Annotated in this window: 13 protein-coding genes and 3 pseudogenes; 10 read left to right on the top strand and 6 right to left on the bottom strand. The window is 60.3% G+C overall.

The window, feature by feature from the left end; translation table 11 throughout:
• Window positions 1-84 precede the first annotated feature (84 nt).
• From CK215_RS28645 to CK215_RS28620, 6 genes are all read left to right on the top strand, one after another.
• Window positions 85-1638 (top strand): trimethylamine methyltransferase family protein, encoded by a 1554-nt coding sequence (locus CK215_RS28645; protein WP_095832921.1) that lies wholly within the window; start codon window positions 85-87, stop codon window positions 1636-1638.
• Window positions 1639-1641: 3 nt separating this feature from the next.
• Window positions 1642-2751, top strand: coding sequence for a mandelate racemase/muconate lactonizing enzyme family protein (locus CK215_RS28640; RefSeq protein ID WP_095832920.1), 1110 nt, complete (start codon window positions 1642-1644; stop codon window positions 2749-2751).
• The gene (locus CK215_RS28635; protein ID WP_095832919.1) at window positions 2751-3806 is read left to right on the top strand and encodes a GlxA family transcriptional regulator; all 1056 of its coding nucleotides are present in this window, start codon (window positions 2751-2753) and stop codon (window positions 3804-3806) included. The genes CK215_RS28640 and CK215_RS28635 overlap by 1 nt, the downstream gene beginning before the upstream one ends.
• A gap of 230 nt (window positions 3807-4036) precedes the next feature.
• Window positions 4037-4762, top strand: a complete 726-nt coding sequence (locus CK215_RS28630; RefSeq protein ID WP_095832933.1) for a LuxR family transcriptional regulator — start codon at window positions 4037-4039, stop codon at window positions 4760-4762.
• Window positions 4763-4856: 94 nt separating this feature from the next.
• The gene (locus CK215_RS28625) at window positions 4857-5462 is read left to right on the top strand and encodes an acyl-homoserine-lactone synthase (protein ID WP_095832918.1); all 606 of its coding nucleotides are present in this window, start codon (window positions 4857-4859) and stop codon (window positions 5460-5462) included.
• 222 nt (window positions 5463-5684) lie between these two features.
• On the top strand, window positions 5685-6326 hold the full coding sequence (locus CK215_RS28620; protein WP_095832917.1) for a DUF2285 domain-containing protein: 642 nt from the start codon (window positions 5685-5687) through the stop codon (window positions 6324-6326).
• 147 nt (window positions 6327-6473) lie between these two features.
• Here CK215_RS28620 and CK215_RS28615 read toward each other — a convergent pair whose 3' ends face one another.
• Window positions 6474-6725, bottom strand: a complete 252-nt coding sequence (locus CK215_RS28615; protein WP_095832916.1) for a DUF2285 domain-containing protein — start codon at window positions 6723-6725, stop codon at window positions 6474-6476.
• Window positions 6726-6864: 139 nt separating this feature from the next.
• On the opposite strand from CK215_RS28615, the gene CK215_RS28610 reads away from it, so the two are divergent.
• A complete protein-coding gene (locus CK215_RS28610; protein WP_095832915.1) occupies window positions 6865-7077 on the top strand; it encodes a helix-turn-helix transcriptional regulator in 213 nt (70 codons plus the stop codon).
• Between the two features lie 161 nt (window positions 7078-7238).
• Here CK215_RS28610 and CK215_RS28605 read toward each other — a convergent pair.
• From CK215_RS28605 to CK215_RS28590, 4 genes and pseudogenes are all read right to left on the bottom strand, one after another.
• Window positions 7239-7443: pseudogene (locus CK215_RS28605) on the bottom strand (transposase); the annotation flags it as partial.
• Between the two features lie 103 nt (window positions 7444-7546).
• Window positions 7547-9065: pseudogene (locus CK215_RS28600) on the bottom strand (transposase family protein).
• Window positions 9066-9180: 115 nt separating this feature from the next.
• A pseudogene (locus CK215_RS28595) lies at window positions 9181-9314 on the bottom strand (transposase); the annotation flags it as partial.
• Between the two features lie 155 nt (window positions 9315-9469).
• Entirely contained in the window at window positions 9470-10513 is a 1044-nt protein-coding gene (locus CK215_RS28590; protein ID WP_095832914.1) for a 2-oxoglutarate and iron-dependent oxygenase domain-containing protein, read from the bottom strand.
• 514 nt (window positions 10514-11027) lie between these two features.
• Here CK215_RS28590 and CK215_RS28585 point away from each other — a divergent pair.
• Window positions 11028-11726 (top strand): class I SAM-dependent methyltransferase, encoded by a 699-nt coding sequence (locus CK215_RS28585; protein ID WP_095832913.1) that lies wholly within the window; start codon window positions 11028-11030, stop codon window positions 11724-11726.
• 291 nt (window positions 11727-12017) lie between these two features.
• On the opposite strand, the gene CK215_RS31505 is transcribed toward CK215_RS28585, so the two are convergent.
• On the bottom strand, window positions 12018-12194 hold the full coding sequence (locus CK215_RS31505) for a hypothetical protein (RefSeq protein ID WP_170950425.1): 177 nt from the start codon (window positions 12192-12194) through the stop codon (window positions 12018-12020).
• A 1017-nt stretch (window positions 12195-13211) separates the two neighbouring features.
• Between CK215_RS31505 and CK215_RS28580 the strand changes: the two genes are divergently transcribed.
• Window positions 13212-13490, top strand: a complete 279-nt coding sequence (locus CK215_RS28580; RefSeq protein ID WP_095832912.1) for a LysR family transcriptional regulator — start codon at window positions 13212-13214, stop codon at window positions 13488-13490.
• A gap of 822 nt (window positions 13491-14312) precedes the next feature.
• Window positions 14313-15156, top strand: an 844-nt coding sequence (locus tag CK215_RS28575; RefSeq protein WP_141245564.1) for an aminotransferase class III-fold pyridoxal phosphate-dependent enzyme, incomplete at its 3' end; no start/stop codon positions are given.

Genomic DNA, 15156 nt, shown 5'->3' with positions numbered 1-15156 from the left:
GACTTTTGCAGTAGGTCATGTCGCGGTCTTCCTGCAATAGTTGCGGCGCGGCTTCACGGGCCGCACCGACTATTGGAGGCCGAAATGACCGCGCAGTTGCAAGTTTCTCGTAGAGGTGGCCGCGAGGCTCGGCGGACGATCCGCACGGCGCCGAAGATCGACATGCTGCCGACGCTGAAGCGCGGCCTGCCGGTTGTCGAGCCGATGGATGCCGAGCAGGTCGAGCGCATCCACGAGGCTTCGCTCGCCATCCTCGAAAACGTCGGCGTGGTGTTTCGCGACCCGATCGCGATTGAGGACTGGAAGAGGGCCGGCGCCGACGTGCGAGCTGATGACCGGGTTTATCTTGACCGCGGCCTGGTCATGGAGCTCATCAAGACCATCCCTTCCAGGATCGAATATTTCGCCCGCGACCCGACGAAAAATGTCGAACTCGGTGGGCCGAAGTCGATCTTCGTGCCGATGACCGGCGCGCCCTATATGCGCGACCTCGATGACGTCAGGCGCGGCCCGACGATTGCTGATCTTGGCACCTTCCACAAGCTGGCGCACATGATGCCGGCGCTGCATTCATCGGCGCACCATATCGTCGAGCCGATGGACATCGTCGTGGCGCATCGGCACCTGCACATCACCTATTCATCAATGAAGCATTCCGACAAGATGTTCATGGGCATGACGACCTCGCCGAAGAATGCCGAGGACGTGCTCGATATGTGCGAGATCCTGTTCGGCGAAGGGTTTCTCGAGACCCATGCGGTCACAACGGGCAACTGCAACGGTAACTCGCCGCTGGTCTGGGACCAGGTGATGCTTGGCGCCATGCGCGCCTTCTGCCGGCGCAACCAACCGGTATTGTGCTCGCCCTTCGTTCTCGGCGGAGCGAACACTCCTGCCTCCACCGCGGCAGCGGTGGCACAGCTCAATGCAGAGGCACTTTCGGCGCTGGCCTACACCCAGGTGATACGCAAGGGGTGTCCAGCGATCTACGGGCACTATCTTTCGACGGTGTCGATGCAATCGGGAGCACCGATGGCCGGGACGCCGGAGATATCGCTGATGAACTTCATGATCGGCCAGATGGCCCGCCGCTACAACGTGCCGTGGCGCACGTCGAACCTGCTCGGCGGCGCCAAGGTCTTCGATGCGCAGGCCGGTTATGAGAGCGCTATGACCATGATGGCGGTGCTCATGTCGGGTGCCAACTACATCTGGCATTCGGCAGGATGGAACGAAGCCGGCATGCATTGCTCCATCGCGAAATTCGTCGTCGACGCCGAGGTCTGCTCGATGGGCTATCGCATGACGCAAGGCATTCAGTGGGACGATTTCGACGAGGCCCTTTCCGCGGTGCGAGACGTCGGGCCAGGGGGCCACTATCTCGGCCATCCGCATACGCAAGCTAACTTCGAACGGGCATTCTTTATCCCGAAGCTGTTCGACAACAACTCGATCGAACAGTGGTATGTGGACGGTGCCAAGGACATCAAGCAGCGCGCGCTGGAGCATGCCCGCAGGCTTCTCGCCGAGTATGAAGAGCCCACGCTCGATGTTGCGAAAGAGGAGGAGTTGCGCGCCTACATCGAACGGCGATCGCGCGAGATTCCCGCGGTCGACGCCCTCAACGAGGAATACTGAGTTATGCGCATCGATCGGATCAATATCTACTCAGCGCAACTGCCCGTCAAAGGCGGAGCCTACCGCATGGCGAGCGACGACGTGGAGGCGTTGAACAGCACCCTTATCGAAATTGTAACAACCAACGGATTGGTAGGCTGGGGCGAGACATGCCCGATCGGACCGATCTACCAGCCGCATCATGCGCTCGGCGCCCGGGCGGCCATCGCCGAAATCGCCCCGGGACTGATCGGTTCGGAGATCGCCTCGATTAGGCTGCTCGCCAAGCAGATGGACGAGCGTCTGAACGGGCACGGCTACGCCAAGGCCGCCTTCGACATGGCCTTTCTCGACCTGCTTGGCCAAAAGCTCGGCGTGCCGGTCTCGACGCTGTTGGGCGGAGCGCTGACCGAGCGCGTGCCGGCCTATTATTCGCTGATTGTCGGGTCGCCCGACGAGACCGCCCGCATCGCCGCCGACAAGGTGAAGGCCGGTTACCCTCGCCTGCAGGTGAAGATCGGCGGGCGCAATCTCGAAGAAGACGTCGCCGTCGTCCACAAGGTCTGGGAAGCGGTCGGCTACAAGGCGCGGATCGCGGTCGACGGCAATAGGGGCCTGACGGTCGTGGCCGCGATCCATCTGGACCGGCTCTGCCAGGCGATCCCATTCGTCTTCGAGCAGCCCTGCAACACGATGGATGAGATCGCGACGCTGAAAGGCCGCGTCACGCATCCGGTCTATCTCGACGAAAGCACCGAGGACCAGAACGCGGTGCTCAGGGCAATCTCGTTGGGCATCGCCGACGGCTTCGGCTTCAAGGTCACGCGCCTCGGCGGCTTGACGAAGATGACGACGGTGCGCGACCTCTGCGCCATCCGCTCGCTGCCGCACAGCTGCGACGACGCCTGGGGCGGCGACATCATCGCGGCGGCCTGCGTGCATCTTGCGGCCACGGTCGAGCCGCGCCGCATGGAAGGCGCCTGGATCGCGCAGGAATATATCGAGGGACATTTCGACGCGAAGAACCCGGTTGTCATAAGTCAGGGTCACATCGCCGTGCCACAGCGGCCGGGGCTGGGCGTGAAACCCGAGCCCGGCATGTTCGGCAAACCGATCGCCATCTACGGTCCGTAATGAATGCGCCCGCCAACATCACCGCTATGAAGTCGCTGGCCGCGACGGAGATTTCAGCGGCGGGCGATGGGCCGTTTGATGTAGTTGTTCTTGTGCTGTCGGGCTTCTCGCACCTCGCGCTTCACGCCTACATAGAGCCCTTCCGCCTCGCAAATATGGTCTCCAGGATCGCCCTTTTTGAATGGCGCATCGCGGGAATGGACTCGCAACCGGTTGAAGGCGCGAACGGCCTGAAGGTTTCTGTCGATGTCACCGTCGAGGAACTGGCCTCCAACTTGGAGGCCCACAGACCTGGCCAACTTGCACTTGTTGCGGGCGAACCGGTAGAGCGACAACTGACGCCGCAACTGAACGGGTTCTTGAGGCTGATGGCCCGTAGAGGCGTTGACATATCGACCTTCGGAACCGCGACATGGCTGCTGGCACAGACCGGCCTGTTGGCAGGTACTCGCTGCACGATCCACTGGTCGCGGCTAGCAGCTTTTTCCGAAGTTTTTAACCAGCCGCGCATACGCGACTCTCTATTCGTCAAGGATGGGCAATATTCGACCTGCGCCGGCGAGTTGGCCGCATTCGACCTTGCAGTGGATCTCATCGCAAACAAGGCTGGAGCTTTCATTGCGCAGGAAGTTTGCAGGCATGCGACAGTAGACGGGCAGCGCTCTGGCTCCAACCGTCAGACCGGTCCTTCGGGCGTGGCCTTCGCTGGTGTCAGCGAGTGCCTCATCGCCGCGATCAGAATTATGGAGGAGAACATCGAGTCTCCAATTGCGATGTCAGACCTATCCAAGCGCATCGGTGTTTCAAGGCGCCAGCTGGAGCGGCTCTTTGGGACATATGTAGGATCCACTCCGGCCAAACACTATCTCAGACTTAGGGTCGACCATGCAAAGCGACTGATTGAAGGCACCCGACTTCCGCTGGTCGATGTAGCGTTGGCCAGCGGCTTTGTCTCGTCGTCGCATTTCTCAAAGTGCTTCAAGAGCATACATGGAATCTCACCGCAACAACTTCGATTGACCACGCCCGCCTGGATCGGGCGGGGGCTTGGCTGAGGAATTTCAGCCCGCGCTGACTTCTCTTCGCTTCCGTCTGCCGGTCCTTCCCGGTGCTGGCACGGCGCTCTCGCCAGACCCGACCTTTTGCCTAATTTTGGTGACCTCAGGGAATTGCGCGGCGTGACATGTTATTCAAAACGCGTTGCCTGAAGCCAAACTTTACAAGTTACACATTCACCCCTCCATTGGAGTATAGCGTCGCAAAAGTATCGGAGAGCTTCGAGGCTATGCAGTTTATCTTCGAGACGTTCCTGGAACGGCTGTCTCAAAGCGTCGACGAGAAGGATTTCCGTGACGCCATGGCACACGCTGCCGCAGCCTTCGATCTCGTCAGGTTTGCCTACCTATCGATACCGCCGCGAACCTCTGCAAGGCCAAGATTGATCTCGAATTACCCCTCTCCCTGGACATCTCGGTATCTGAGTAATCGTTATCACGTGATCGACCCGGTGATTCAGCGGGCGAAGGGCGATCAGTCCTTATTCCTGTGGGGGCTTGACGACGGCCGGACCAGTCTGTCGCAGTTCGAGCGGAAGCTGTTCGACGAGGCGGCCGCTTTTGGCATTCGCTGCGGCCTGACGATCCCGATCCAGGACAAACGCGGCAACGTTGCGGCCATGAGCTTTGCCGCCGACAGGCTGGATCCGGCGTTCCTACGGGTTGCCGAACGCTACGAAGAAGCTTTCCGATTCCTGGCGACCTGCTTTCACGTCTGCGTCCGCCGCAAGCTCTCTGCCGATCGGGTGATTGACGGCGTTCAGCTGACGGCTCGCGAGTATGAGTGCCTTGAATGGGCGGTGCAGGGTAAATCCGCCCGGGACATTGGTGGCATTCTGGGCGTCAAGCGCCGGACTGCCGCCTTCCACCTTGAGAACGCCATCAAGAAGCTCGGCGTGCGCACTCGCACGCAGGCTGTGGCGCGCTTCTCCGCCTCCAGGAAGGTTTTCGGCTGACGCAGTCGTTTTAACCTGTACCGCTGCACAGGCTGTTTGGGCCTGACGCTTGGCTTCCAATGGCAGGGTCATTCTTGCCAGGAGGCCCACAGTCATGCTGCAGCTCATCGCGCCCGAATGGTACGGCGACTTCGCCGACGCACTGCGCGCCATGCACCGCCAGCGGCACCGTGTCTTCAAGCAGCGGCTCGACTGGGAGGTCGAGACCAGCGGCGGCTACGAGTTGGACGCCTTTGATGCGCAAAAGCCGCACTATCTGGTGCTGCCCGGTGCAAGCGGTGAGGTCTGCGGCTGCGTGCGCCTGCTTGCCTCGACCGGGCCGACCATGCTTGGCGACAGCTTCCCATTGCTATTGCGGGGAAAGCCAGCGCCGCGGGATCCAAGGACCTGGGAAAGCAGCCGTTTCGCGCTCGACCTGCCGCCCTCGGCCGCCAAGGGGGCAGGGGGTATCGGGCTGGCCACCTATAAGCTCTTCGCCGGCATGATCGAGTTCGGCCGGTGGCGAAAACTCGAGCGGATCGTCACCGTCACTGATCTGCGGATGGAGCGCATCCTTGGTCGGGTCGGTTGGCCGCCCGAGCGGCTGGGCGAGCCACATACCATCGGCAACACCCGCGCCGTGGCCGAGTATCTCGACGTTTCCGCCAACAGACTCGACGGCGTTCGCCGCAACGGCGGGTTCGGCGGGCCGGTGCTGTAGGCGCCGGCAATGCACGGCTCGCATGGCTGTGATCTCCCGGCTTGCGGCGGCGACGGATCATGAGGCTCATCCCTGGCACCATCGTCTGGCCGGGTTGGCGCGACGAACGATCCTACGACTACACCACTCACCTGACGCGGCGTGACTGGGCCTGGGAGTTCCTGCGGCGCAATCCAGCCTTCCAGGAGGATCTCGACCTTGCCTTGCGGCAGATCAGACAGCATGAAGCTGCGCAATCGCTCGCGGTCATTGCCTCGGCCACCGACCTGTCGCGCTGGGGGCTTCTGTTTCGCGTCCAGCCTGCAGCACGATGCGGCCGTGTTCTGGTGTCAGCGCCGATGCTCACATGTGCTGCCGGTCATTGCCGAACCGCCGTTGGCCGCGCCTGCGATGCCGGCATTCGATCCGGCCAGGCTGCCATGCCGTGCGATAGTGCTGAGGTTGGCCGACGGCTCCCGGCACCTTCTGCTGCAGCATGCCGGCCGGCAGCTGCAGCTTGCCATTGCGGGTGCCGAGCTTGACGGCCCTGTCCTGCTGCGTACCGACGCGATCTGGCCGGCCGGGCAGGCGAAGCACCGGCTTTGGGCGCTCGAATGCCTGGACACCCTGCTTACGCAGGCACGCTTGCCAGCGAGACTCTTTGCGCCCGAAGCACGCGGTCGGCGCTTGCGCTTCGTCCTGCAGGCGCTTGACGGCTCGCTTGCCAAGGCGTCTTACCGCGACATTGCAGCAGCTGTGCTCGGCGAGCCGCGGGTCCGTGCCGACTGGGCCGATCCCCGCAACCATTTGCGCGACCGCATCCGCCGCGCCGTTCGTCGCGGCCATGCTTTCGTGAACGGTGGCTATGCCGACCTCCTCGGCTGAGGAATGGCGCAGAAAAGTGCTCAGCGGTTTTGGGAGAAGGACATGCAAGACGACATCCATCAAAACAAAGACTGAAGCGCATCGCCTGGTTCCGTTTCAGCGCGACGCGCTTTGGGCATCTCCCTCAGACTTTGGAACGCGCCTCCCTCAGCTGGCGAACAGCTCCTTGTAGCCGGTCGTCACCATCCAGTTCGCCCGATCGAGGTGGCTGCGCGCCGCATTCCGGGCGCGTTCAGGCTCCCGCTGCGGATCGATGCCCAAGATCAGATGCGCCATCTCCTCGTAGCTGGCCTCTTCGGCCGCGGCATCCAGAAACCGCATGTAGATCGTGAAATGCACCTTGTCATAAGCCGTCAGGCTGTCCGACCAGGGGACTTGATCTGCAATTTTGCCCATCATTACTGACCCCTACCCGTTTAAATGCAACAGGGTGCAGCCGGCCCGCTGAGTTCTGACCGGCGCGTTCGCTCAACGCTCTATAACGAATAGGAACGATCATTCCTAGAACGATTGTTCCGATTCTGGTTCGTATCGCGCCATGGATCTCAAGGAGGTCATGGCCATCAACATGCGTCGCCTGCGCCAAGTCCAGCGGCTGACGCAGGAGGAATTGGCAGCACGCGCAGAACTCAGCATGCGCTACGTTGGCTCGATCGAGCGCAGCCGCGTCTCTGCAAGCGTAACCATCCTCGGTCGGCTGGCAAAAGCACTTGACGTCGACCCTTGCGATCTCATCAAGCCGCCGCGCTGAAGTGTCCAGCGAGCTCGCCGCGCCTCCTTGCAAAATCGAAACCGCAATCCACTGGAAGTCGGTCAGCACTAAACAAGTCGGTTCGAGTGCGGGGATCGTGTCTCAGGATTGGTGTAGCTGACGGCGTTGGTCGCCACGCTCTCCGGCATGGGCCGGAATGATCAGCGCGCCACTGCCGGCAGGCTGATGAGCCGATCATCGCTCATCTGGCTGATTGTTTGCAGTGTCATGGAGCGGGCCCGCTGCACGGCCCATTAGGAGCAGAGCGCCGACCAGGCGGGTGATGGCATCATCGTTTGGAAAGATGCCGACGATGTCAATTCGGCGCTTGATCTCGCCATTGAGACGCTCGATGGGATTCGTTGTGGCGCGACAATTCTGATGAGAAGCCGTATTGCCTCGCCGTGGAATGCTCCCGACCGACATGTCCGTTGCCTCATCATAATGTTCCCCACGACTGGGATCCGGATCAATTCGTCATCGGCTCGATTGCTGGCTCGAACTGCATCGCACCGAACACCATTGGGTGCGCCTTTTCCTTTCGCCAGATCTTCAAGCGGCGCTGCAACGTGCGCAGCAGACGATCGGGATATTGCCCCGGACGCTCCGGCCTGCAGACGCTCCAGCAATTCGCGGCTCGTCCGCCAGGGTTCTTCGTCAAACCACGCTTGCAATTCGTTGGTGACGAGGGCGAAGGGATCCGGCCGCCGACGGCCCCGTTTTTGCTTCGGCTTGGCTTGCGCGGTTGGGCGGATTTCACCCTCCTTCCAAGCCGTCCGCAGGCCCGACAGGAACCGGTCGAGAGACGGATCGGCCGCCACAACCGATGGCGTGCCGGACCTGTCGGCGATGTCGACGAGGCGCTGCTGCGCCATCCGCATCTTGCTCAGCAACCGGACAGGGTCCAGCCGCGCATATGTTTGCGCCAGTGCGGCGCGAACCGGTTCCGGTGTCCGCGGATCCCCCAGCAATCGTTGGCATGGCGTCGCCGGGCGATGATAACGCTTGCGCACGCGGGCGCCGTCCCGCTCCTTTCCGGCCAGCTTGAAGGAGGGCTGGAAGAAGTTCACGAACAGCCGCACCGTCGCATAGAGCTGCGCGAGGGCTGCAGCGGCTTCAAGCCCCTCCAGACGGCGATAGCCGACGATGCGGCGCACCACGGCACCGTTCTTCTGCTCGACAAAAGCCTGGTCATTCTTGCGGTACGGCCGGCAGCGCGTGAACGCGATCCCGGCTTCCTGGCAGTAATCGCGCATCGTCTCGTTCAGGAACACGCTGTCATTGTCGGTGTCGAAGCCGAGAAGGTCGAACGGCAGCAGCCGCCGCAATTCCGTCAGCACCTCGCTCAGCAGCTTCTGCTCCCGGACCAGCAAAGGCGCGCATTCCGTCCATCCGCTCGCAACGTCGGTGAGCACCAGCGTCTGCACAAAGCTGCCGCTCGTCACCGGGCCGCTGTGCGCCACCAGGTCGGCCTCCACAAAGCCGGGCGGCGGATCCTGCCAGTCGGAGAAGGTGCGGATCGGAATGCTCCGCCGCAGTGCCGACGAAGCGGCGCTCCGGCGCCGCTTCTTTCCACCTGCGGTCTCGCGGATCGCGCGAATCGCGCGGTCGATCGTGGCCGCACTCATCGCCAAAAGCCGCGTCCGGATTTCGGGCGCAAGCTGAAGATGCCGGTGACGCTCCATCGCCTCGACCAGGATCGGCACCAGCGCTTTCAACCGCTTCCCGCAGATCCGATCAGAGGCCTCCCACAGCATGATCAGCGCTTCACCAACCGCATCGTCATAAAGCCGTCGCTCCGGCCGCGGCCCCGATCGGCCCACCTGCGGTCCGTTGCGCAATAGGCGCATCGCATGCTTGCGGTGAAAGCCGCTCACCGCCACGAACTCATCGAGAATGCGCGACTTCTCTGCCCGGTCGCTCCGGGCGTAGCGCTCCGTTACCGCGCTCACCAGCTCATCCCGCGTCGCCATGCTGACCTGCCTCATCTGATTTGCTCCTGCTACACAAATGCGGGGAGCAAATCAGATGAGGCAACGGATCAACATCCAGGAACAATTCAGGCGAGGCAATGCGCGCTCGCAGCTTCATTGTCGCGCCGCAATTCGTGCTGTGAAGCTGGGCCGGTGCTCCTTCGGGAAGGTCATATAGGCCAGCACGTCCGGTTCGGCGTCATCGAAAATGCCCGCCAGCTTCGGCACCTTCCGGATCTGGTCGGCGACGGCGCGCCACTGCGCCACTCTTGATCCGCGGGCGCCGTCCAGACAACATACGTTATATCGCTCGACGGACCGCCTCTGTCGTCGTGGCGCTCCCATGGAGAACCCTGGCCCATAGTGCCTCTTTCGATTCGGAGGAAATGGGTGCACCATCAAAGCGTGGGGTCAAACAGCTAGAGAACTGCGGGCCGCCCCGTTCGATCAGCCACGAGTTCAGAGGTGTGTTCTCTCTGCAAGTGAGGAAAACTCTCCAGGAAGCGTGCGAACTTGTGCGCACCGCAGGTAATGGACGGATATCGTGGAGGGTTGTCCTCCGAGACGCAACTGTCCAGAGGGGTGATTACGGCGTCACAGTCTCCGTCGATGAAGAAGGCAAGGGAATAGCGCTCCCGTCCAGACGTGTTCACCACCCTATGCAGATTGGCTAGGTAGCAATCGTTGGTCAGCTTTTGGATCAGATCCCCTATATTGATGACAAAGGTGTCGGGAATGGGATTGCCCTCAACCCAAACGCCGTCGCGGTTCATCACCTGGAGCCCGCCGGCGCTGTCCTGGGCTAAAATGGTAAGGCTACCATAGTCTGTATGCGCGCCAATGCCGATGACGCTTTCGTCGACTACTCCACTCTGGGGCGGATAATGCAGCAATCGCTGAATGGAGATCGGATTCTTCATCTTCGGTTCGAAGAAATCCGCAGCAAGGTCAAGGCTGAGGGCGATGCCGCTCAGTATCTTAATCGAGAGTGCCTTCATCGTCTCGTGATATAAGAAAACGGTCTCCTGGAAGCCGAGCAGGTCCATCGGCCACTGGTTGGGACCGAAGAAGGGACGTTCAATGGTCGGCCACTCGGGGCCAACGTCAAAGCACTCCTTCAGGTCCTTAGTCTTGGCCGGGTCGGTGTTCTCGCCAAAAACTTCGATGTACCCTCGTATCGCCACCCCTGAATTGCTGACATGCAGCTTCATCTTCTCAATGGTCGGTAGATCGAAAAACGCCCTGGCCTGCTCAAAGGACTCGTCAATAAGCCGCACAGGCACACCGTGGTTCTTGACATACATGAAACCAACATTAGCCAGCGCCCATCGGATTTGCTTTGCTACCTGTCCCGGATCGCTCCCGTCGAGGAGGGGAGCCAAGTTGACGAGTGGAACCTTGTCGAAGGACTGGCGCTGTGCGCGAAGCCTATCGTCTAGCTGTGCAACATTCGATTTAGCCATAGTGTTTCATCCATGCTGAGTGCTGTCGGTGTTCATTTGTGGAGCTTTGAGCGCCGGCCCTTATGTGCAGCCAAAGTGTCACTCGGTTGCAGTGTTAGGCTGCCCGATGACGGAGCAGTATTCGCAAGCGCACTCAATGGTGCGCGTTGCTCGCCTGAATTGAATGCTCATATGGCCAAGAGCTGCAATCAGTGTGACAGACGGTGAGAATTAATCAATGGAAGATACAGAGGCTTGTCTTATATTTTTGTTACAATTCAATATTTTTCTATGTCATGGTATAAGCATTCGTGAAATATCAATAACACAAGTTAACAAATACAAACTTGCAATCTCTGTCCCAGATGTCACTAATGGTCATGGTCATCGTCGGGTGAGATAAGTTCCTCGAACATCATCGAGAGCTAATCCTTAACCCGCAAATGGAGAAATCAGGTGATGCTGGCAAGAGATCTTGGACCGCACACCGCTGCTGAAGGCGGTAGGTTGCATCTCATTCACACGGAGAAATTGCATGAACACCTCGATTAAACAGACTGCACTCGAGGACGAGGCACAAAAGCGCATCAAGGAGTCACACGCCCTTGACGGTGACACTGATCGTCTGGCCAAGTATTATCGTAGATGGGTCGACTCCTATGAGCTGGATGTTGAACGCGAGCACTATTGTGGCCCGGTCATCGTAGCGGAGCTCACAGGCGCACTGCAGACCGCGTATGTGGATCGCGTGCGAGCAGCCACCAAAATTCTGGACGCGGGCTGCGGAACGGGTCTTGTCGGCATAGAATTGGAACGGCTCGGGTTCCGGTCAATCGACGGCTTCGATCTCTCCGAAGCGATGGTCGAGAAGGCGCGGGGAACCGGGGTTTACCGCGACGTCCGAGGCAATGTGGACCTCAACAGTTCGCTCGTTGGTTACCCCGACGCAAGTTATGACATGACTGTCTGCTGCGGGGTGTTCACCCTTGGGCATGTCCGTCCAGAGGGTCTGCGCGAACTGGCGCGCGTTACGCGTCCGCACGGACTCGTCGTCGTGAGTGCCCGCAAGAGCTATGCCGAGGCGACATCGTTTGGAGATGAGGTGCTGCGTCTCGAGGAGGCGGGTGTCCTTGAGTCTCTACAGTGTCTGAACGACGGCAGATACCTCGAAGAAGAGGGCGCACACTACTGGGCACTCCGTGTGGCCGAGAAGCCAATGGAGCCGTATCTATGACCTTGATCTGCCCCAGCGACAACGCTTGTCTCCGGAAAGAAACAGCGGACCGACTTCACGTCGGAAGGGTGAGCCCGGCCCTTCGTCCGCCGTCACCCGACCGAGGCATCGGGCGTTTGCGATGCTACTCTAAATGATTCTGGCCTGCTGGCCTCGCGGCGCAAATTCTGCCTTGCCCGGATCGATCTGCTCGATCACCCGCCCGGCAGCCGGCGAGCCGAGGTCCGCACCGTGGGCCTAAAAGACGGATTTTGCGATATCGATATCCAATGGTGACAGCAGGGCACGAGATTATTCGTTGTCACCGGACACCGGCGAGCCGCGGGCACACGCCCATAATGGCGGCTCAATCGAAAGCAGCTTCTTCGCCGCCGCCTTGACCTGGTCGAGCATCACCTGCCCGAGAGGGCCGGGCGGCGCCGGATGTAGTCTATGCCGCTTGTCGACCTGCAGGCTGAGAAGGGTCACTGAAATCGAGCTGCAGGAACCCAGATTGTCGATAGATAGGCGCCGTTCAGACACTTCTTGCTCGCTTGTGGAAGGCGCTTGGTTCCGCTGGCGTCATGTGGGCCATGCTTCCTTGGTGCCGTAGGGCCTCGAATACTGACGGGCCTCGTATAGTCTGCGCCGCCGCACTCGGTGATCCCGTGAGTTTCGCGCTCGCTGGCGATGATTTCGGAGAGAAGCTGGGCGCGGATGCGCTCGGCTGGCGGTTGATCGAAGCGGGTCCTGTTTACCGCGAGTGTGATGAGATCGAGAGCGGTCCTGGGTGCTGTCCAGCTCGCCGGAGGCCACGGCGCCGATCGCACCACCCCGACCACTCTCAGCCGTTCAGCAGCAGCCTATCACGAGCGTACCCTGTTTCAGACCTCGTCGTCAGTGATGATCCTTCGAACAATTCGTGTGAGGGACCTGCTTGCCGGGAACATCGATGATTCCCGCTACGCCGCTCGCTCACGACTGATGATTGGTATACGTCGCCCACCAAGTGCGCCGTTCCAATGGCATCATCGCTTTCACAAACGCCTAGGGCAAGGCATTAGACAGCAATGCGGAATCTGCCTGGCACGGGCGCTGAGCTGCTCCGCAGCTTGGGCGGCCACCTCATCTTCAATTTGAGCTGCCAGGCCGAGAGGCGTCCGAACGTACGAAGGAGTGGTGCGTTCCGATCAGGCCGAACGTTCGGAGTGGCGGACGCCTGAAGGGGCGTGCACCTTTTTTGGCTTACAGCGCTAAGTCGACCTGCCGTTATGCGGACTTGGACAGCAATGTCGAATACCGAACCAAGTTGTTGCGCGGAATCACGCCAAGTCGGAAGGCGAGAGGTCTCGGTGTGGCACGCCTCCTGCTTCTCGGTGGGCCGGACGGTGGAATCAACGTGCGCCTGAGATTGGGACGCGGTCGTAGCTCGCGGCGATGCGTCTGTAACGTGGAGTATAGGTGGCCACAGATCTCCGGCCAGCCTACTGATTTGGTGAGTGTCTGATGGATCATCCTTATTACAGTCTGCCCTTTCTGACCGAACTGGAGATGTTTGAGGCATTTGGACGGCATCGGTCGCTCGAACTCGCTGCTTCCGAATTCAATGTCGCTCCTGACGTCGTTCGCCGACGGATCAAAGCCATTGAGGAGGAACTCGGCGTTTCATTGGTTGCAAGGTTTGGTGCTGGCGTCACGCTTACCGGGCCTGGTGAAGACCTTTGCCGGGCACTGTCGGAGATATTCAGGCGAGCGTCGGATGTGTTCGGCACGCTCAGGAGATAATCGGCCTTCAGCCCGCCTTGAGCGGCGGTATTCGTTTCGAAGGACAATTCATCGGCCTCAAACCCGCCGACCGCAAGTCTTATCTCCGTCGAATGGCAATGATGTTCCAGGATCCGGTGGGCTCGCTCTCGCCGCGGCTGACCCTTCAGTCGCTTCTCACCGAGCCGTTGTGGATCCATAGCGTTACCTGCCGTGATCCCAGAACCGAAGCAGAGCGGCTGTTACCGCTTGGTTGGCTTACCGTCAGATGTCGGCTGCCGCTATCCCCACCAGCTACACAGCCGTCACATCACAATCGATTCATCGATCACAGGACGTGCTCTAGCGCGAACTTTCTCAGTGCGCACCCGAGGGCCGTATCGAGAGGGAGGAAGGTTCCACCCAGTCGATGGGTCTGGTAGCTAGCGAGCGGCTCGGTCGGGCAACTGGCTGGGTCGAAGCCCCGTGACAAAGGCCGTGGGAGGTTGAGCAATCCCCTGGACCCCAACGCGGGTGAAGCCTGCGTAGGTCGCGAAAGTGATGATGCCCATGCCGACCCGCCTGAGATTCGGGGAAGGCAGCGTCATGTGCATCCGTTCGAGTATTAGGCTTGTCACGTTGGAAGGGGTAAGGGCAGACCCGCTCGGCATGACGGTACCGGCCTCCAGGCAGCCAGGTAAACGCCGAGGGCGTGGTTTCCACGGCTTTTGATCGCGATTCCGCGAATTCGTCGGCGAATGACGTGCATTCCCGCGAAACTGGAGAAGCGGTTTTGGTATGCTAATTGCCTAAGGAGGCGGCCGGCCGAGTGCCTTTCGCCAATCCATCGCGAGGAGAGGGACTATGCGGTTGAGCAATCTGGGAACCGAGCAACTCAGAGAGAAGGATCGAAGCTTCGTCTTTCATCCGTCTACGCATCTGGCCAACCACAGCCGAGGGGAGACCCCAAATCGGATCATCGTCGGTGCGGAAGGCATATACATCTGGGATACCGAAGGCCGAAAGAGCCTCGACGGTTTCGGTGGGCTCTACTGCGTCAATATGGGATATGGCTGCACGGAAATTGCCGAAGCCATTGCTAAGCAAGCACACGAATTGCCGTTCGCCCATGTCTATGCAAGTCAAGGAACAGAGCCAGTCGCCCTCTTGGCAGAGGCCGTGGTCGAGTATTTTGGTCAGAACATGCGAAGGGTCTTTTTCGGCCTTTCGGGCTCCGACGCCAACGAAACCAACATCAAGCTGGTCTGGTACTACAACAACATTCTGGGCCGCCCCGAAAAGAAGAAGATCATCTCGCGACACCGCGGCTATCACGGGTCTGGGCTGCTCACCGGGAGCCTGACAGGCCTTGCCTTCTTCCATAATTTCTTCGACCTACCGCTGGACTTGGTACGCCATACCACGACGCCGCACCACTATCGCCAAGCGTATGACGGCGAAAGTGAGCAAGCGTTCTCGAGACGCTGCGCGGACGAACTTGAAGCACTTATCCTCGCTGAAGGCCCGGAGACCGTTGCAGCGTTTATCGGAGAGCCGGTACTTGGGACAGGCGGCATCGTTCCGCCCCCAAAAGGATATTGGACCGCTATCCAAGGCGTGCTCGACAAATACGATATCCTCCTCATCGCCGACGAAGTGGTCTGCGGGTTTGGACGAACCGGTGAGAAGTTCGGTTCTCACCTCTATG

This window comes from Mesorhizobium sp. WSM3864 (assembly GCF_002294955.1).
In the GTDB taxonomy this organism is placed as follows: Bacteria; Pseudomonadota; Alphaproteobacteria; order Rhizobiales; family Rhizobiaceae; genus Mesorhizobium.
This window is presented reverse-complemented; position numbering and strand designations above follow the sequence as displayed.